Annotated in this window: 16 protein-coding genes; 4 read left to right on the top strand and 12 right to left on the bottom strand. The window is 44.8% G+C overall.

The features are described from left to right. Positions 1-15: 15 nt before the first annotated feature. Positions 16-678 carry a histidine phosphatase family protein gene (locus tag CES82_RS03185; RefSeq protein WP_098823880.1) on the top strand — a complete coding sequence of 221 codons (663 nt, stop codon included), beginning with the start codon at positions 16-18 and terminating at the stop codon, positions 676-678. Between the two features lie 63 nt (positions 679-741). Here CES82_RS03185 and CES82_RS03180 read toward each other — a convergent pair whose 3' ends face one another. Continuing rightward, positions 742-3,132, bottom strand: coding sequence for an NAD(P)H-dependent oxidoreductase (locus CES82_RS03180; RefSeq protein ID WP_098823879.1), 2,391 nt, complete (start codon positions 3,130-3,132; stop codon positions 742-744). Positions 3,133-3,324: 192 nt separating this feature from the next. Between CES82_RS03180 and CES82_RS03175 the strand changes: the two genes are divergently transcribed. Next, positions 3,325-4,254 (top strand): LysR family transcriptional regulator, encoded by a 930-nt coding sequence (locus CES82_RS03175; RefSeq protein ID WP_098823878.1) that lies wholly within the window; start codon positions 3,325-3,327, stop codon positions 4,252-4,254. Between the two features lie 49 nt (positions 4,255-4,303). Here the strand turns inward: CES82_RS03175 and CES82_RS03170 are convergent, their stop codons facing one another. Then, complete coding sequence (locus CES82_RS03170; RefSeq protein WP_098823877.1) at positions 4,304-5,116, bottom strand: alpha/beta fold hydrolase; 813 nt, start codon at positions 5,114-5,116, stop codon at positions 4,304-4,306. Between the two features lie 185 nt (positions 5,117-5,301). Between CES82_RS03170 and CES82_RS03165 the strand changes: the two genes are divergently transcribed. After that, complete coding sequence (locus tag CES82_RS03165) at positions 5,302-7,080, top strand: ABC transporter ATP-binding protein (protein WP_098823876.1); 1,779 nt, start codon at positions 5,302-5,304, stop codon at positions 7,078-7,080. 196 nt (positions 7,081-7,276) lie between these two features. On the opposite strand, the gene CES82_RS03160 is transcribed toward CES82_RS03165, so the two are convergent. The 5 genes from CES82_RS03160 to CES82_RS03140 form a co-directional block, all read right to left on the bottom strand. Then, on the bottom strand, positions 7,277-8,236 hold the full coding sequence (locus CES82_RS03160; RefSeq protein WP_098823875.1) for an ABC transporter ATP-binding protein: 960 nt from the start codon (positions 8,234-8,236) through the stop codon (positions 7,277-7,279). Further along, positions 8,236-9,324 carry an ABC transporter ATP-binding protein gene (locus CES82_RS03155; RefSeq protein ID WP_098823874.1) on the bottom strand — a complete coding sequence of 363 codons (1,089 nt, stop codon included), beginning with the start codon at positions 9,322-9,324 and terminating at the stop codon, positions 8,236-8,238. Before CES82_RS03155 ends, CES82_RS03160 begins: the two co-directional genes overlap by 1 nt. A 13-nt stretch (positions 9,325-9,337) precedes the next feature. Continuing rightward, complete coding sequence (locus CES82_RS03150; RefSeq protein WP_098823873.1) at positions 9,338-10,360, bottom strand: ABC transporter permease; 1,023 nt, start codon at positions 10,358-10,360, stop codon at positions 9,338-9,340. Between the two features lie 15 nt (positions 10,361-10,375). Then, the gene (gene opp3b / locus CES82_RS03145; RefSeq protein ID WP_098823872.1) at positions 10,376-11,305 is read right to left on the bottom strand and encodes an oligopeptide ABC transporter permease; all 930 of its coding nucleotides are present in this window, start codon (positions 11,303-11,305) and stop codon (positions 10,376-10,378) included. A gap of 107 nt (positions 11,306-11,412) precedes the next feature. Next, entirely contained in the window at positions 11,413-13,050 is a 1,638-nt protein-coding gene (locus CES82_RS03140) for a peptide ABC transporter substrate-binding protein (protein WP_369689068.1), read from the bottom strand. Between the two features lie 490 nt (positions 13,051-13,540). On the opposite strand from CES82_RS03140, the gene hflX reads away from it, so the two are divergent. Beyond that, the gene (gene hflX, locus CES82_RS03135) at positions 13,541-14,818 is read left to right on the top strand and encodes a GTPase HflX (protein ID WP_098823871.1); all 1,278 of its coding nucleotides are present in this window, start codon (positions 13,541-13,543) and stop codon (positions 14,816-14,818) included. Between the two features lie 160 nt (positions 14,819-14,978). Here hflX and CES82_RS03130 read toward each other — a convergent pair whose 3' ends face one another. From CES82_RS03130 to CES82_RS03110, 5 genes are all read right to left on the bottom strand, one after another. After that, positions 14,979-16,799, bottom strand: coding sequence for a glycosyl hydrolase family 28-related protein (locus tag CES82_RS03130; RefSeq protein WP_098823870.1), 1,821 nt, complete (start codon positions 16,797-16,799; stop codon positions 14,979-14,981). Between the two features lie 438 nt (positions 16,800-17,237). Next, positions 17,238-17,891, bottom strand: coding sequence for an amino acid ABC transporter permease (locus tag CES82_RS03125; RefSeq protein WP_098823869.1), 654 nt, complete (start codon positions 17,889-17,891; stop codon positions 17,238-17,240). A 12-nt stretch (positions 17,892-17,903) separates the two neighbouring features. Then, a complete protein-coding gene (locus CES82_RS03120) occupies positions 17,904-18,542 on the bottom strand; it encodes an amino acid ABC transporter permease (RefSeq protein ID WP_098823868.1) in 639 nt (212 codons plus the stop codon). Further along, positions 18,539-19,372 carry a transporter substrate-binding domain-containing protein gene (locus CES82_RS03115; RefSeq protein WP_098823867.1) on the bottom strand — a complete coding sequence of 278 codons (834 nt, stop codon included), beginning with the start codon at positions 19,370-19,372 and terminating at the stop codon, positions 18,539-18,541. Before CES82_RS03115 ends, CES82_RS03120 begins: the two co-directional genes overlap by 4 nt. Before the next feature lie 17 nt (positions 19,373-19,389). Further along, positions 19,390-20,130: an amino acid ABC transporter ATP-binding protein gene (locus CES82_RS03110; RefSeq protein ID WP_098823866.1), complete on the bottom strand. Its 741-nt coding sequence runs from the start codon at positions 20,128-20,130 to the stop codon at positions 19,390-19,392. Positions 20,131-20,483 lie beyond the last annotated feature (353 nt).

Here is a 20,483-nt window from a genome sequence, read left to right as displayed (position 1 = left end):
TTTGGAGGCAATTTTTTGGCTAATTTTGATATTTACTTCGTCCGTCATGGACAAACTATCCTGAACAAGTACCACCGGATTCAAGGCTGGATTGACGCCGCACTGACTGATAAGGGGGTGCAAGATGCGAAAGCTGCTGGTCAACGACTGGCGCACATCTCTTTCACTAAAGCGTATACCAGCGACTCCGAGCGTGCCCAGCACACGGCTGAATACATTCTAGCCGTCAACAGTGGCACGGTAAAAAAGGCCACCATTGCCCCAGCATTCAAGGAAGAAAACTTCGGCTACTTCGAAGGTAATGACGAAAACCAAACTTGGCACATGATTGGCGGTCCTGATGGCAATGATACCTTTAACGCCATGATTTCTGCTTACACCATTGAAGGCGTTAAGGATCGTATTGCAGCTCAAGACCCCTTTAACGACGCTGAAGATAATGCCCGGTATTGGGCGCGGCTGCAACCCGGCTTTGACATGTTAATGCGAGACTGCGTTGACGGCGATAAAGTGTTAGTGACCAGTCATAGCACCACCATTCGCAGCATTGTTTCCCGTTTCCAACCGGATATCAACGTTGCGATTTCCGCACTTAACGGTTCAGTAACCAAGTTGGAAGTACGCGGTAGTGATATTTCCGTTGCGTATTATAATCGGGTTGATGACCAATTAGATTAAACTCAAAAAACGCTCGTCATTAAGCAGAAATTGCTTTAATAACGAGCGTTTTTTATTCTGTAATTAAACCGTTTCTTTAACCTTCGACAAGGCGTTCTTAACAGCACTCTTCAACGCACGGCTTGATGAGGAAGCACCGGTAATCCCGTCAACATCATAGGTGTTAGCGGCCACCATGGTCTGAGGTAATTCCGTCATGGCTTGTTGGCCAACATCTTCACTTTCAGACTCTTTAAGCACTTCAACATCGCTCAACGTACCATCTGCGTACGTGACACGAACGACCACTTGGCCACCGATGCCAGCTTCAGAAACACCCAAATACTGGTTTTCACCAACTTCATACTGATTTAACACGTTTTCGCCGTCCAAGTCGTTACTGCCCAAGTCAGCTACGGGTTCCGTTTCTGTCGTGGTGATCAGTGAATCGGTCTTAACTGCTGCGGCATTTTCCCCAGCAATCTTCCCGAAAATCAAGCACTCTGCTAAGTTACCGCCACCGTTGTACTGGTTAGCATTAATACCGCCAAATTCACCAGCACTGTAAAGGTGTGGGATTGGTTGGCCGGCAGCATCTAACACTTCTGCCTTAGCGTTTCGTTGCGCACCACCCTGAGTATTGAGCATGGCAGTGGCTAATGGCGTGGCGTAAAACGGACCGTCACCAAACGCTGCCAGTGAATCACCGGCACGTCCTAACGCGAAGTCGGTCCCTTGCTCAGCAAACTGGTTAAACTGGCTAACTGTTTGTTTCAGTGTCTCAGGATCTGCCTGAATTTTAGCTGCTAATTCTGTCAAACTATCGGCTTTTACCGTGATCTTAAAGAAGTCAGGATACGGCAGTTCACCTTGAGCCTTGATTTTATCGTATTGTGCTTGATCAAAAATCAAGTGTGGGTGATTATAAACCGTTGGATTGTGCCAGCTACCATGTTCGTACGCATGACCATGCCGACCGTTTTCGTCTTCTCGAACGTAACGGCTACCGTCATCACCCGCAATGAAGATGCTACCATGCGATAATTCGGGCCATGCGCCTAAGATAAACTTACCTCGTTGTTCTTCTGGATTTTCGAAGGTGAAGCTGGTATTAAAGCCGTAGCCTTCAAAACTCTTCATGTGCCAGAATTTAGCGCCAACTTCCTGTGCCATGGTAATACCGTCACCCTTGTTGTACAGCGTCCCAATGACCTTTAACTTAGGTACGCCAATGAAGTTTTGAATGTCTTCAGGGTTGTTTTCAAAACCACCCATTGCCATAACGACACCGTTGCGCGCCTGAATGTTCACTAATTGACCATTACGCTGAATCTGAACACCTTCGATAACACCTGTATCCGTATTTTGGATCAAATGTTTAGCAGGTGAAGATAACCAGATGTCAATTTGCTTAGGCCGCTTAGTGACTTGTGCCCGTAACGTTTTCCATAGTGAAGCATCAAAATAGCCATCATGAACCGTGGTCAGATCAATTGTATCTGAACCTTCAAATTCTGGGTATTCTGGTGATAGTCCGTTAGCAAAGGCTTCAAAATTAGGATCGCGATGGACCTTGTTATAGCTGACTGGTTCCTTAATTTCCAAATACTTTTTGAAGTAGTCTGGGATATTGGAAATACCTTTAGCGTAAGTATCCAAGATTTCTTCATCAACATCGATACTGCCAAATAACTTTTTCAGGTAAGCCTTGGTCTTATTGTAATCATGGCCGGTCAAAACAACTTGACCTGCGTAACGGGTATTACCACCTTCGTGACCATCAGGTGCTGCATCCGCCAACAATACTTTGGCACCACTATCCGCAGCAAACCGTGCGGCCGTGGCACCAGCTGCCCCAAAGCCTACTACGACAACATCGTAGGCACTGGCCCATTTAACTGGTTGTCTCTGACTTGTCTTCATCTTCACTGACCCCTCTCCATTAACTTTGGCACAGAATTGAATGTAATCGCTAAAGCAACTTTCCAAGAATTGAATCGTTTGGACATCCTTTAAGTCACCACGTTCATCAAAGGCCTTAGTGGCGAAACTCAACATAAACTCGTCGCCTGGCATTACAATGGCGTTTACTCCTGGAGCATCCAAAATTTGACGGAGATTTTGCTGTGCTCTAGACGTCCCTTGGATGCCTAAAGAAGCACCCACGATCATAATTGGTTTCTTTTCCAGAGGATGGATTTCACACGATAACCACTCCAAAACACTCTTTAAAGCGGCCGGAATCGAATGATCATATTCCGGTGTCGCAATAATCACACCATCCGCCGCTGTAATAGTGTCAGCCAGCTGCTGCACATTGGCAGGAATTTTAGCATTTTCCCGAAACAACGGGATATTAGAAATATCACAAATAGTAATCTTAGCTTTTTGATTAAAATGACGTTGCATATAAGCTAGTAATTGACGGTTATAAGATTGGTCGGCATTGGTCCCGACCAGAGCAACGAATTGCATTGAAAATGCCTCCTTGATTTAATCGTTGGTAAATAACTTGATGACATCATACTCAAGTTACTAACTGAACAAGTTTTAATTCGCCTTTATTATCTATCCATTTGCGTCGCTTGTGAAATAGATTATTAATTGAAAAAATATGCCAAAAATGGCATACTAGTTTTATTGATCCTAAATTAAGAAGGCTCATCTATGAAAACTCTAACGCGTGAAAATCAGATGATACAGATATTGGAAGCGGTTGCTAAATACGGCAATATTTCGGTGGTTGCCGACCAATTATTCATGACTCAGCCCACTGTCAGTAAACTTATCCGTAACCAGGAACGGCAATACGGCGTCGACTTGCTCGACCGTACACAGCATCCGCTAAAGCTCACTTATGCTGGCGAGTACTATTTGAATCAAATCAAACAGTTAGTCCAATCTTATCAGGTCATGAGCCACGAGATGCAGCAGTTTGCCAGTAATCAGGTGGGCCGCCTCACGATTGGCGTCAATCCGTCGCTCGCTCAAATTATTCTACCGCCACTACTGCCAGCCTTTCACCAGCGCTTTCCGCAAATCGAAATCCGTTTGATTGAAAAGTCTTCCGCTGAAATGGAAACTGCCATCATCAATCAAGAATTGGACCTATACCTAGGCATCACCCCTGCCTATAGTCCCAAACTCGGATACAAACGCCTGTATACCGATAGCGGCATACTACTAATCCCGGCAACTTTTGAAACACAGCAACTTCCCACGGAGTCCATTGCCGATATCAGTCCCTTGGTCAACGGACGCGACTTCATAGTTGAGACGGATACCAGTGGTTTCCAACGGCTGGTTAATAGCTACCTGACCAAGTACCACATCACTCCGAACGTTGTGTTAAGAACCGCCAATATTAATACGGCGGCCAGCTTATCACTGGGTGGACTGGGGGCGACTATCGTTCCGGCATCGGCGATTTCACCATTGACCAAGGAAAAAATGCGTACCGTTAGTATTCTGCCAACCACCTTTCAGTGCGATATTGCCATCGCTTATCCGACACAATGTGATTGTTCTAGCCAGGCACAGGGGGTTATTGAGTTAGCACAAAAGCAGTTTCAAACCATTCACGAGAAGCGCGACTGAAAAAAATAAGCACCCCTAAAGTTTTCTCAACTTTGGGGGTGCTTATTTTTTAACCCTTTAACGTCTCTAAAAATTGATCTAACACAGCCTGAAACTGTTCCGGATCTTCATACTCCATCCCATGGCCGACATCCGTTAATATGGCAGCCCGTCCATTTTTCACTAATTTTGCCGATTCAGTTGCGTGAGCGCTTGGCCAAAACGGACTGTGATCAGCTGCCATGAATAACGTGGGCACCGTCACCGTTTGCAGAATACCACGCCAGTCAGCCCACGCGTGGTCCAGTAGCAACGGTTTAGTCATCTCTAAGGTATATGTATTGTCATTGGTCTCGGCTGCCACCGCCTTCATAATGGCCATCACTTCCGGAGTAACATCCTTGTAAAACGGACTATCCAGCGGTGCGTCAAAGAAGGTGCCCATATTTGCCGTGGTTAACTTGTACATCCCGGTCTGCCAGTCATCATCATTGACCATTTTCGGCGTTTGATCCACGTTCACAAAAGCGCCTAACTGTGCATCGCCGAATAAGGATAAGTAAGCCATCACGGTTGAGCCACCCATGGAATGGCCCACAACGATGGGGTTCTTTAATTGCAAACTCTCGATTAAATCATGCAGATCTTCGCCTTGACGGGCCATGGTCTTGTTATATGTAGGTGAAACAGTGTTGCCATTGAAGCGACGTTCCATGCCGATCACGCGGTAGCGGTCCTTGTAATATTCGGCTTGTGGCAGCCAAGTTTGAGCGCTGGCTCGGTAACCAGCAATGAAGACTAGCGGCTGTCCTTCGCCTTCGTCAAAATATTCTAACGTCGCACCATCGCTGGTCGTAAACTGATGCATCGGTAATAAGTTCAATCTCACCACTCCTTTTATTAGATTATTAAAATCATATTAGAAAATAGATGAAAAGTCAATCACACTTCCGCTTTTCAAGTACAATGTTGATAGCAATCACCAATCTATTTGTTTGCACCCAGTCAGCCTGAGTGCTACATTAGCGGACAGATTAAATCAGCTCGAAATATTGGGGGGGGAGTTCCATGGCCGATAAACAAGCAGCGTCACAAACAGACGGATCATTGATGGAAATGTTTCGTTTTGTCTTCAGTAAAGTGCTTAAAAAACGCTGGTTACTGGTGTTAAACATCTTAGCGCTCACCGTGATTACCTTACTGCAGTTCGTGATGCCGCAGATTGAACAGTTCATTATCGATAAAGTAATCCCGCAGCGCAACTTCCAGTGGCTTTTTGGTGCCATTGCTATCCTCTTGCTGGCAGCCATTATACTAGGCATCTTCACTTACATTTCCACCTACTATATGAGCGTCATGAGTCAAAACGCCATCACCGATCTGCGAAATCAACTGTACGAATACTTGTTAAAATTAGATACCAGTTTCTTCGAATCCAGTAAAACCGGTGATTTGATGACCCGGCTGACCAGTGACATCAATAATCTGCAAAGTCTTATCTCAGCCAATATGCTGAACATGGTTGGTAATTTATTTACGTTTGTGGGCGTACTAGCGCTGATTTTCTACATCAACTGGCAAATGGCATTGGCAGTCAGTCTCACCTTCCCACTAATGTTCATCGTCTACCGGGTATTTCGGGTTCGCATCCGTACTGCGTTCATGAACGCGCGACGTTCTCAAGCCAGAATGTCGAACCAGATGCAGCAGACCCTGACTCAAATCGATCTCATTAAGAGTTTCAACAGTGAAGATACCGAAGCTAAACGGTTTGACCACTTTGCCGATACTAATCGGAAAGACATGATCACCGCTGGCCGGAATCAAGCCATCTTCTCACCGTTGATTGACGGCATCAACACGCTGGGCATCGCGATTGTCCTGTCGTTAGGCGCTTACTTTATCATCAAGGGGCAACTTACGGTAGGGGCGTTAGTTGCCTACCTCAGCTACGTCGCCATGGTCCAGTCACCGATTCAGGCTTTCACCCGTCTGCTGAACCAACTGCAGCAATCACTGGTTTCCTACGGTCGAATCCAGTCAATCTTACAGGAGAAACCACAGGTGCTAAATGCAGCGGATCCTAAACCGTTCCCAAAGTTTTCTAAGGGAATTACCCTCAGTCACGTTAACTTTAACTACGACGGTGCGAAATACCCTGAAAGCCATGACACAACCCTAAAAGATGTCAGTTTTACGATTCCCTATGGCAAGACCACCGCGTTAGTCGGCCGGTCAGGTTCCGGTAAAACGACAATTACTCGGCTCATTGATCGCTTTTATGATTTAGACAGCGGCAGCATTACGATTGATGACCTCCCGATTCAGTCCATCGACATTGTTTCATTACGTCAAAATATCGCCATCGTTTCACAGGATATCTTTATCATCGACGGCAGTATCCGCAACAACATTCTGTATGGTCGTCCGGACGCTTCTGATGAAGACGTATGGCAAGTGGCAAAACTAGCCGACCTCGATACCTTTATTCGTGACTTGCCAGATCAGCTCGATACACAAGTTGGCGAACGGGGCGTCAAACTCTCCGGTGGTCAAAAACAACGGGTCTCGATTGCACGGGCGCTGTTAAAAAATGCACCCATCATCATTTTGGACGAAGCCACCGCTAGTCTGGACAATCAGTCTGAAAAGGCCATTCAGCACGCCCTGAATAACCTGCTGGCATCTCGGACATCTTTGGTTATTGCTCACCGGCTGTCCACTATTCACGATGCGGATCAGATTATTGTACTGGAGAGTGGCCGTGTGGTTGAGATTGGCACGCATGAAAGTTTGCTGAAGACTGGCGGAGCTTATAAGAAGTTGTATGATGCACAGTTTGAATGAGTGCCGTTCACTTTTACGTAGCCGTAACGCGTTCAAGAACTCAGAGCCCGGCCATAACTTTTACGTCGCTGAAACGCGTTCAAAGACTCAAAGCCCGGCCGTGTAACAAAAAAAGCAGGTACGTCCTAAAATTCAAGGACATACCTGCTTTTTTCGTTACACTCTGGGCTTTACCCGAGTCTTTTCACGCTCTGTTCTATTTCACGCTCAGTCCCATTGACTTCGCTCTCTCCTGATACATCGGGATCTCATCCTGACTGCACTGGACATAGTGATGGGGCACAATTTCAACTAATTCACGTTTTTTAGAACCATCCTCGTACTTCGGATCATACTTGATCTGCGTCCGCGTCCGTTCATACTCCGGATCCGGCACCGGCACCGCTGACAACAAGCTTCTGGTGTAGTCATGCAACGGATGGTTATAAACTTCATCCGACGTGCCGACTTCCAGCATCCGACCATAATGCAAGACACCAATTCGATCCGAGATGTACTTCACCATGGATAAATCATGGGCGATGAACAAGAAGGTTAATTGCCGTTCACGCTGCAGCTTCTTTAGTAAATTGACCACCTGGGCTTGAATGGAAACATCCAAGGCGGAGATTGGCTCGTCAGCAATGATGAACTTGGGCTGCACAGCAAGTGCCCGCGCAATCCCAATCCGTTGCCGCTGCCCACCTGAAAATTCGTGGGGATAACGGCTCGCATGGTCTCGGTTCAAGCCAACGGTTGCCAGTAAATCAGCCACTTGCTTGCTGCGGTCGGCATCATTTTTCGCTAAATGATTAATGTCGATACCTTCCGCTACGATATCCTTGACCTTCATCCGCGGGTTCAGGGAAGCGTATGGATCCTGAAAAATCATCTGCATGTCACGGCGAAACTGCTGCATTTTTTGCTTATCTTTCATGCCAATGATTTCTTGACCATTAAACTTAATCGACCCACTAGTTGGCCGGTACAAGTGAATAATGGCTCGACCAGTAGTCGTCTTACCAGAACCGGATTCGCCAACCAGCCCGAAGGTTTCACCCTCATAAATATCGAAGGAAATATCGTCAACAGCCCTAACTTCATCGCGCTTGCCAACGTTGAAATACTGTTTCAAATGACTCACTTCAAGCACTTTTTTAGCGTTATCAAGCTCCATTATTGCTGTTCCTCCTCTTCTTCGATTTTATGCTGCTGTTTAGCTTCTTTTTGCATAGCCGCAAACTTAGCCTGTCGCTGGATAATCTGGTCCGGTGGCGTTACTTTTGGTGCATCTGGATGCAATAGCCAAGTAGCAGCGTAATGGGTATCAGAAACCTTGAAAAACGGTGGTTCCTGCTCCGTATCGATCTTTAACGCGTAAGGATTCCGCGCTGCAAACGCATCACCCTTGGGCGGATCGAGTAAGTCAGGCGGTGTCCCAGGAATTGAGGCTAACTCACCGCTGTCAGTATCAAGCGTTGGCATTGAGCTCAATAGTCCCCAAGTATAAGGATGCTTTGGGTTATAGAAGATTTCATCAACGGTCCCGTATTCAACGATTTTGCCAGCATACATCACCGCAACTCGATCAGCCATCCCAGCAACCACCCCTAAATCATGAGTGATAAAAATGATGGAGGTTGAGATCTTGTCCTGCAATTCACGCATTAAATTCAGGATCTGCGCTTGAATGGTCACGTCCAAAGCCGTGGTAGGTTCATCAGCAATCAGAATTTCTGGGTAGTTGATCAACGCGATGGCAATCACGATCCGTTGCCGCATCCCACCTGAAAATTGGTGCGGATAGTCGTTAATTCGGTTTTCTGCATCAGTGATACCAACCAACTTCATCATTTCCAGAGCTTGCGCCATGGCCTTATCTTTTTTGACACCCTTATGAATCATCAGTGGTTCAGCGATTTGACGGCCAATTCGCATGGTTGGATCCAGTGAGGTCATTGGGTCTTGGAAGATTTGCGCGATTTTAGCACCCCGTAAACCTTCTAGTTGCTTCTGTGACATTTTTAACACGTCTTTATCGTGGAATTGAATGGTGCCACCCTCAACCACTGCGTTATTAGCCAGCAACCCCATGATCGAACGGGTCGTTACCGTCTTACCAGAACCGGATTCACCAACAATGGCTAAGGTCTCGCCCTTTTTTAAATCAAAACTGACATCACGAATGGCTTTAACCGTCCCAGCGTAGGTGTTGAAGTTGATTTTGAGGTGGTTGACCTTCAAAATAGTTTCTTTGCTTTGCATAGTTTCACTTCACCTACCCTTTCGTTTGCGGATCAAAGGCGTCACGCAGGCCATCAGCGAAGATGTTAAAGGCAATCATGATCACAGACAGTACGATGGCTGGATACCACATTTGATATGGCAAAAATTGGAAGTTTTTCTGACCATCGTTCAGTAACGTCCCAAGTGAAGCCTGCGGAGCACTGATCCCGATACCAACGAATGACAGGAAGGCTTCGAAGAAAATAGCACTTGGAATGGTGAACATGGTTTGAATGATAATAATACTAGAAAGGTTGGGCAGTAAGTGCTTGAAAGCAATCTTGATTGAGCTTTCACCCAACGTTTTTGCCGCCAGCACGTATTCCTGTTCCTTTAACTCTAGCGTTTGCGCTCGTATCAGACGCGCCATCGTCGTCCAGCTAGAAAACGCAATGGCTAACGTAATTGACGACATCCCAGGTTTCAAAATTAAAATCAGCAGCACAACCACAACTAGGGTTGGAATTGACATAATGATTTCAATAACACGTTGCATAAAGTTGTCGACCCAGCCGCCCTTCCAGCCGGAAAAGAGACCGAAAGTGACACCAATTAACAAGTCAACGGCAGTGGCAACAATGGCAACTGTCAGGGAAATACGCGTCCCAAAGAGAATTCTGGAAAGCATATCACGGCCGAGATAATCGGTTCCTAGCCAATAGTGCACGCCGGCACCGGCACCAGCAGCCTGATAAGCATTCACTCGGCTACCAGCTTGGACCAGTGTCCCGTTGAGGCCATTGATATTTACTCCCGGCCATTTTGGTGGCAAGTTTGCCAGTTGCGGGTTAACAGCATTAGGGTTATGCGGTGAGAAGAACGCTGATCCAAACGCTAAAACAAAGAAGATGATGAGGATGATCATCGCAATAATGGCACTTTTATTCTTTTTTAAACGACGCCATGCATCCTGCATAAACGTCAAGTTAGGCGCTGCAATTTTTTCACTGTCGAGATGTTTTGACTTATCAAGAGGTTCAAAACTATCTGCAGGAAGCTTTACTTCATCAGCCATTTATTTACCTCCTAATTAATTACTCTTGCCAGAAATTCGAATTCGAGGGTCGATAATACCATAAACGATATCGGTGATCAGCAGCACTACCATCAGCATGACACTGTAAACGATGGTAACCGCCATGATGGTCGGATAATCGTTAGTCAAGATGGACTTAACGAATTGTTCACCAATCCCTGGAATGGAGAAGATGTTTTCAATCACCATTGACCCAGTCATGATGTTAACGGCCAATGGCCCCATGATGGTCACCACTGGAATCAAACTATTCCGCAGTGCATGGTGATAAATGACACCCCACTTACTCAGCCCCTTGGCTCTGGCCAGCTCAATATAATCGGAGTTCAGCACATCCACCATTTCTGTTCGTGTAAACCGCGCCGTATCCGCGAACGGCGACGCGGCCAACGCAATTGTTGGCAAAACGGTATAGGAGAAGCCGCCCCAATCGGCAATTGGGAACCACTGTAATTTCAACCCAACAAAGTACTGCAGTAAAACGGCCAGCACGAAACTTGGGATTGAGATCCCCAGAATAGAAACGATCGTGGTAGTGGTATCTACCCAAGTGTTTTTCTTAATGGCGCCCAAAGCACCAACTAAGATACCAGGAATCACACCGATGATCATCGCCTGAACCCCCAACAGAAGTGACGGTCCGATCCGGCTCGAAATCAAGTAGGAAACCGGTTGATCACTAAACTGGAAGGAAGTTCCGAAATTACCCTGGAAAACACCGCCAACGTAAATCAAATATTGCTGCCAGACGGGCTTTGTTAACCCATACTGCTTTAAAATCAGGTGTTGCTGCGATGGTGACAGCTTTTGCTGGTTTTGCAGCGGCGTCCCTGGTAATAGCTTCATCAGAAAAAACGTGACTGTGATGACGATGAATAAGGTTAACAGCAGATAAAAGATCCGCTTTACTAAATATTTCGCCATGAAAATACCTCTCATTCTACTTACTATTTAACATCATTACACTTTTTCTAAAAGATGTAAAAACAAGGGTGGGCATCAGCTCAGCTTTATTTTCACTCAATAACGGGTTACTGATGATTAGAAATATACGCTCGACTGAAGTCCCATTGTGCGCCAGTCGGAAAGTACTGAACGCCGTGAACGTAAGGCTTCAGCAACTGCGCCTGAGTTCGCTGATATAGCGGTACAATGCCTTGTTGCTGCATCAGCGTCTTCTCAGCGTTCACCAAGTCGTTCCAACGTTCATCCGGATTGTTTGCATCCTTGCCCTCAGCGTTTTTCACATCGGTATCGTAAGCCTTGTTTTGCCAGCGACCACGATTATAAGCATTGTTGGACGTAAATAATGAACTGAACGAAATGGCATCCGGAAAATCAGCGATCCAGCCACCAACCACCATGTCAAAATCGCCCTGAGTGGAACGGGAAAGCCGAACGTTAAACGGCACGGTAGCCGTTATCAGCTTTAACCCTGGTAGCTTACCCAACTGACTCTGAATAAATTCAACGGTTTTTTTACCGTTGGGCGTGTCATCCGCAAGTAAATCCAGCGAGACGCTTGACTTCCCCGATTGTTGCAATGCTTTCCGCCACAGTGCTCGTGCTTCGGTCAACTGATAAGTCGTTCCTGATTTGACGTAGGCTGCATCGGCAAAATCAACGCCATTCTTTTTCGCCAGGTTCTGGGGAACCAGTCCCTTAGGCGCTTGAGAACCATCAGCTAAGATATTATGCGTTAAGGATTGCTTATCGATTGCTAACGAAATGGCCTTCCTTGCATCTAAATTATTCTTGAAGAACCCGTTGCGCTGATTGAACTCCAGATAAAACATGGAAGCAGAACCCCTGATATGTATATCCGGAGAAGTTTTAAGGTGTCGGTACTGTGTGCCGTCCGTCATCAACTCGTCAACTTTGCCAGTTTGATATTGACTCAGCCAAGTCCCTTGATCCTTGATCACCCGGTATTTAACTGCTTTTAACTTAGTTGCTTTCGCGTCCCAGTATTGATCATTCTTTTTCAACGTCCAGGTATCGTTAGTCCCATCCCAGCCAGTTAGCTTAAATGGTCCGTTATAAACGGCGTTGCCAGAACGAGTTGCATATCTGGCACCATACTTGTTAACCACCTGCTGGTTTTGCGGTAGAAACGCCTGAGAAGCCACGAGATACTTAAAATAGCTCTGTGGCCGTGATAGTGTTACCACTAACTGATACTTACCATGAGCTTCAACCCCCAGTTGAGAAGGGGCTTTTTTGCCCTTATTAACAGCGTCATAGTTCTTAACGTGATTATAGAGGTAAGCAAACTGCGCTGCCGTACTTGGTTTAACCGTCCGGCGCCAGCCATAAACAAAGTCAGTAGCCGTTACCGGTGCCCCATTACTCCACTTAGAATGCCGCAAATTAAAGGTCCAGGTCTTCCCATCCTTTGATACATGGTAAGCCTTGGCAATCCCCGGCCTCAGTTTTGACCCCTGACCAATTCTAAGTAAACCTTCATCAACGTTGTTCAGTGCACCACCACTAACGACATCCGTTGATTTTGAGGGATCCATGGTTGGCAGATCCGCTGTCTCAACCCAGTGTAAGGTCTGGTCATCGGCTAGCTGCCGTTTGCTTTTAGACCCACAAGCGGAAAATAACAGTAAAGAAGCCCCTGAAATAGCTGCTAATGTTAAAGTCTTACTAAACTGCATAGCCATTTCACTCCCTCAAATTATGGATAACGTGCAAGTATAATTATTAAAGATTCGTGATATATATTGTATATTAGAAAAGCATTAAAATCAATGCTGTTTTATCATCTTGCCTGTTTAATACGGGTAATCTTGGGGATTTTTATTGCAAAAATTGCATATATTTTCGCTCACTCGAATATCTTTTCGTTCAATAAGTTAATTTAAGAGGCCCGAACTTTGTCCCTCAGTGAATAAAAAACTCTCATAATTGTAAACTGACCGCTACTAAAAATCAATTGCGTAAAAGCTATTATTGCACAATGGCTATTGGGGCCGTGACATCAGTCCATATTTAGCTTCTTATCTGGAGTACTCTGAAGTACGATGAAAATTTGTTTTTGTTCAATCCTTTTATCTAGCCTAAATCGATTTCACAACACAGATTCCAGAATTTAACGAGTTGCTTCACACTCTCATGTTATACTGAAGCTAAACAATTAAGGATGGTGACAACATGGATAACAGCGAACTTGTGCCGGTCATTAACATTGGCCTTAATACAGGACGCTACAACTTTGATTATGCCATGGAAGAGTTAAAGGCCTTGTCAGAAGCTAATCATATGAACGTGGTAGAAACCACCGTACAAAATCTTAGTCAGCCAGTTGCCGGAACCTACTTTGGAACTGGTAAAGTTGAAGAATTACGTGATATCGTCGTTGATACTGGTGCTGAAATCGTAGTAGCAAACGATGAACTGACCCCTAGTCAAATCAGAAACTTGGAAAAAGTCGTGAAGGTGCCCGTGATGGATCGTACCGGACTCATTTTGGCCATCTTCGCTAACCGAGCGCAAAGCCGTGAAGCTAAGTTACAGGTTGAACTGGCTAAGTTACAGTATCAAATGCCCCGTCTGCATACCGCGATGAACCAGCGATTAGACCAACAAACGGGTACCAGTGCTGGTGGTGGCTTTACCAACCGTGGTGCCGGTGAAGCTCAGATTGAATTAAACCGGCGGACCGTTCAGCGCCAAATCAATCACGTTCGGCATGAACTAAAAGAAGTCGATAAGTCAGCAACCGTTAAGCGACAGCAACGCGAACGGGTCCAATTACCTAACGTGGCACTTATTGGTTATACCAACGCGGGTAAATCAACCATTATGAATGAGTTGATCAAACGCTATGGCATGAACGAAGATAAGCAGGTTATGGTTAAGAACATGCTCTTCGCTACTCTGGATACCAGTGTTCGGCAACTGCAATTCGATGACTCAAAGAAGTTATTGCTGAGTGACACAGTCGGTTTTGTTTCCCAGCTGCCAACCACTTTGGTGGAAGCTTTCAAGTCTACCTTGTACGAAGCTGCCAATGCTGATCTGTTAATTCAAGTCGTGGACTACTCCAGCCCTAACCGAATCGACATGATGTCTACTACAAAGAAAACCTTGACTGAAATTGGCGTCCCTGATTTGCCAATGGTCACCGTTTACAACAAAGCTGACCTGACAGACAACGACTATCCGTCACGAGCTGGTGACGAAATCGTGGTTTCAGCTAAAGATCCCGCCTCAATCGATCTGCTCGTTCAGGTAATTAGGGAAAAAGTCTTCAAGAACTACGTGACTGCTACTTTCTTGATTCCATTTGAAAAGGGCGACGTTGTTTCGTATCTGAACGAACACGCCAGCGTTAAAGCAACGGACTATCTTGAAAATGGCACCAAGATTGAAGCCGAAGTAACCAACGTTGATTATCAGCGCTTTGAACAGTATGTTGTAGAAGAATAATGGTTCAGTAATGTTTGGTGTTGGTGAGAAATCACCAGCACTATTTTTATGCAAAGAAGACCAATTCGTAAATGAATTGATCTTCTCAAAGTACGCTATCAAATTCGTTGATAAAGAAATTAATCTAGAGGAATAAATGCTACTTCACGCTGCCATATTTCTAATAAAAGGCACTTGACCTCGTCCAGTACTTATCATTAACCAAATAGTAGGTTGAAGTTTGGCCATTTGATACGGATACCCTGGTCGCCCGTTGTGTGACACTAACTGGCTTAGAACCTAAGTCAGCCGTTGTTCCAGCTAACTTAGCCAATTGCGGATCGTTAAATACTTTAGTATACATCGTATACTTCTTGATTGGGATCAGAGACCGGACATAGGGGGCATACTCGATCGAATCAAATTTCAGTGCGCCTGAACGGACCCAGTATTCCCGGGCGTTTGGACTTGAACTGAAACGAATTCGGTACCATTTGCCACTGTCAGCCGTAGCTCGCATGTCAACGTAGACGATGCCCGATTTCTTGGCGTTAGACCAGCCATCCTGTTGGCTATAGATGTACCAGCCGGCATGGCCACGGATATGACTATACAAACTGTACTTTTGGGCTGCCTGAGTGGTTAACTTGGCGTACTGACCGTTATAACCGGAAGTATATGATTCTTTCGTATTAGTCGCCTTATTGGCTTTGTACTTACCCGTCAATTTTTGTAATTTCGAGGTATTCTTCATGTCGGAAGGTTTAACTGCGACATTTTTATTGTTGGTATTGGCACTAACTGTCATGTCACTAGAAGTCATCCCAGCACTCAACACAAACGGAATCTTACTCTTTGAACTGGTGATTTTATTACCTGTAACCTTCACACCGGTAATTCCGGCGCCCTTTGAATTATCAAAGTAAACGTAACGGTTATTTGGATCTAGGTTAACGAATTTGTTGTTCGTAATCTGGATATTTGACATCTTCACGATTGGTGAAATGTTGTAAATTCGAATGTAGTTACCTGAGCCTAAAGCACCCTTATTTTCAAAGGTATTATTGCTGATATATAAGTTTGAAACACAGACGAAGTGAATGTTTGCCCCGTCGGCACTCAATTGCGGTTTAGCATCCTGAACGTAATTGTTTGTAAAGTGGATATCGTGAATAATGCCACCCGCACCATTGGCGTAGAGTGCGTGCTGCCCAATCGGGTTTGGTCCAAATGACTTTACTGAACCTGACTTATTGGAAAGCGGTACAAATCTATTCTTAGTCACGTTAACATCATAAGACGGTAAGTTATCATACACATCCCCTGGTTCGTGATATGACATGGCTTTATGGTTAGAATAATCAACTTGAATCGCTTCTTTATAGTCAGTTTGCGCGTTAAACCCAGTGAAGGTTGAATTCTTAACGTTAACATCGTGGCTGCCATCAATATCAAGGTAGTGCCCTGTTGGTGATTCAGCGTTATCAAAGGTACAGTTATTAAAGTTCACATGCTGAGCATGATGAATTGATTGTACGAAAACACTTTGTCCATCTGACTTATTGTAATCGCCACGAAAGGTTGCGTTATTCCACGTAATGTTACTAATCCCACCGTTGTAACCACCTTTGGGACTAGGATAAACAAAAGCCATCCGATCGCCATTTTTGATTGTAAACTCAGCACCCTTATCAAAATCAAAGGTCATATGTGAATGCAACACGATGGCATCTAGCTCAGCATTCGTAAATAAGTAGTTACCCTTGGGAACGTGAATCGTGACGTTCTCATCGGAATTATCGATGATCTGTTGCAGCTTGGTACTATTATCGGTTTCGCCGTTTCCGACCATCCCCTGGTCTTTCACGTTAACACTCTGATCCGCGTGCGCCACAATAGTTTGGTCCAAAGGTGAATTATTTTGTCCAAACTGTGCAACCCCAACGCCCATAGCAAGTCCAAAAGCGATGGCCCCTAACACTAACTTCCTTGATTTATTCATATCACAACGTCCTCTCCCAGACACAAAAATATCTCTCCGTCTAGAATATAGGATACCAAAAAATCGCTAATTAGGTTTAACTATTTCAAATATATCAGTTAATCCTGCTCACCAAGGTAGAGATCTGCACAGAACAGCACCACCCTAAATCCAAGTTTCGGGATTTAGTGCTTTGCTTTTACCTAGACTAAACGTGTTCTCCAAGGCAGAGACCTGCATAGAACGAACCCCCACCCTAAATCCAAGTTCGGAATTTAAGGTGGGGGCTCGTTCTATTACAGTCTCTAAACGCCTTGGTTCACACTCTTTTACAAACGTGCTCAAACAAGCAAAGAGTTATGTCTAAGGGCTCGAAACAAAAATCCCCAAGTTCAGGGAATTTCCATTTCGAGCCCTTAGACTCCACTCTTTAAACGCTTGTTTTCACACTCTTTTACATTAACTCATTCTTCTATCCAACGACCGTGATAACAGCGACAATGCATAACATACAATGAAGTACATAATGGCAATCATCAGGAACATCGGTAGAATGTACGTTGAGTTTTGCCCATAAACGATTTGTGCGTTATGCATCAAATCTGGCAAGACGATAATGGTAGCCAGTGATGTATCCTTGATCAAAGAAATAAATTGGCTCACCAGCGCTGGAATCATCTTTTTCATAGCTTGGGGCAAGACAATATGATACATTGCTTGTCCATAAGATAATCCGTTCGCTCTAGCACCTTCCATTTGACCAGGATCAACGGCTGCGATACCCGAACGGACGATTTCAGCAATCATCGTTGATTCAAAGACCGTCATGGCTAAAATCGTTGCCCATACACTGCTGGGACGAAAGCCTAAGTTTGGCAGTCCAAAGTAGGTAAAGAAGATAATCAGCAGCAACGGTAAGTTACGAATAATATCGATGAACAAACCGACGATTGGTGAGACGATTTTAATGTTAACGTAACGAATAATGCCTAAAATCGAGCCCAGAACGTAACTGCCGAGAATCGAGACTACGGATACAGCCACCGTAATCCAAAGGCCCTGAAGCAAGTAATGAATGTTGATCCATGAGTATGCATTAATAAAGTCCTTCATGACTGCACCCCCCTAGGCTAATTTCTTTTCGAGATAACGCATCCAGTAACTTAGCGGTAACGTGATAATCAGATATAAAATACCAATGCAAATGTAGGTACTCATGGTATTTAATGAGTCTGACGCAATCACGTTTCCTTGATACATCAGGTCAAAGCCAGCAACGAAGGCTAGAACTGATGAATTTTTAACTAAGTTGATAAACTGGTTGCCCAGTGGTGGAATCACGTAACGAAAGGCCTGCGGTAAAACAATGTGACGCATTGCTTGCCACCAAGATAACCCGTTGGCACGGGCACCTTCCATTTGCCCGGGATCCACTGAATTAATCCCAGAACGAACCGTTTCAGCGATAAAGGCTGACGTATAAATGGTCAGACCAATTGTTCCGGCGGTAAACCCGTTGATCTTCGCGATAAACATGGGAATCACCACAAAGAAAAACATGGTGATAACCAGCAACGGAATATTTCGGAATACTTCAATGTAAATCCGCGCAATGACTCGTAAAAACTTGATTGGTGTGGTTTCAAAAATGGCAAACATCGATCCAATAATCAAACTAAAAATCAGTGCAATCACACTACACAGTAAGGTTTGACCGAATCCTTGGAGCAATAGACTGCCGTAATTATGAAAAATAGCTATCATCGTTCCATCTCCTTAACGTTCATGCCAGGTACGTTTCCAAACCACTTGTTCAAAAGGCGATTATACTGACCGCTTTGTTCGACCTTGGTTAAAGCCTGATTTAAGTCACGCTTAAATTCTGGTTGATTCTTGTTGATGGCAATCCCATATGGTTCTTTGGTGAAGGCACCGCCAGTCAATACGTAGCCAGGATTTTCAACTGACATCCCAGCTAAAATACCGTTATCAGTGGTCAGCGCCTCACCTTGACCCGACTTCAACGCCGTCATGGCTTGCGCATAATCAGAAAGCTGCAGCACCCTTGCTTTTGGTGCAAACTTGGCAACGTTTTGAACAGAATTAGAGCCAACCACGCCTAAAACAGTGGCACCTTTATGGTTAAGATCCCTGACGTTTTTAACTGGGCTCCCCTTTTTAACCAGCAATGATTGCCCGGCATCAAAGTAAGACCGAGAAAAATCGACTTGCTTCAAACGTTCTGGAGTAATGGTCATGGTCGCCATAATGGCATCAATGTTCCCGTTTTTCAGTAACGGCATCCGGGTTGAACTCGTCACTTGAACAAACTCTGCTTTACCCTTGGGTCCTAAAATCTGTTTAGTGATCGCCTTAGCCATATCAACTTCGAACCCGTTGATGTGACTGTTCTTCACGTCCATTAAACCAAACAACTTTGTATCAGCTTTAACACCCCAAGTAATCGTGTTAGTCCGCTTAGCACGGGTAACCACGTTTTGATCTGCCAGTGATTTTGATCCACAGGCAGACAATACCAGCACTAATGCAAGACTAGAGATGATAACGCCGACCAATCGGAAAAATTTCTTCATGCTCCCATCTCCTGACTTTAGTGAGTGATAATCTTGCTTAAGAATTGACGAGCACGTTCATTACTTGGCTGCCCATCAAAGAATTTCTCTTTCGTATCGTCTTCAAGAATGCGACCATCCGCCATGAAAATAACCCGGTTAGCCACCTCACGAGCGAAGCCCATTTCGTGGGTAACCACTAACATGGTCATCGATGAGTCACGCGCGATGTCTTTCATAACGTTCAGCACATCGTCAATCATTTCGGGATCCAAAGCACTGGTTGGTTCATCAAACAATAGTGCCTTAGGACGCATAGCTAGTGAACGGGCAATGGCGATACGCTGCTGCTGCCCACCAGAAAGTTGCGATGGCATCTTAGGTGCTTGGTCAGCTAAACCAACTCGATCCAGCATGTCCATGGCAATTTTTTTATTCTCTTCCTCTGGCCGTTTCAAAACCAGTCTTGGTGCCAACATAATATTTTCCAAAATCGTTTTATTCGCATAGAGGTTAAAGTGTTGGAACACCATCCCAACGTTCTTACGAATCCGGTTCATATCAGTCTTTTTATCGGCTAAATCCTGGCCGTTAACAATCAGCTTACCTTCCTGAATCCGTTCCAAACCATTAATGGTTCGAATCAAAGTTGATTTACCAGAACCTGATGGGCCAATAAGCACCACGGTTTCACCTGCATCAATGGTCAGGTTAATGTCATGCAAAGCATGGAAATCGCCATAGTACTTTTGAACATCGTGAAATTCAATCATTGACATGTTTTTCCCCTCCGCCTTAAGAAAATAGTGACCAATCTCTAAAGTATTCTACAACAAGATAAGCGAACAAGCTGCATGGTCTTGTTAGAGGCATACAGCCTGCTCGCTTAGACGGCTGAAATTCATTAGATATTTGGTTCGCATAAAATGCACTATACTGCAAGTGCACGTCTTGAAGTACTGAAATATTTCGTTCAATTTCATCTACTTCTAATTTTGACTCACTATAAATATTAAACCATATTCAGCCATTGGTCAAAGCAATTCACCGCTTCAAGTTCGTGATATAGGCTCATATCACTGCAGAAATGGCGCTAAATCAACACATTAATGACTACGATAATTTTTTCATC

Source organism: Secundilactobacillus silagincola (assembly GCF_002583405.1).
Lineage (GTDB): Bacteria > Bacillota > Bacilli > Lactobacillales > Lactobacillaceae > Secundilactobacillus > Secundilactobacillus silagincola.
This window is presented reverse-complemented; position numbering and strand designations above follow the sequence as displayed.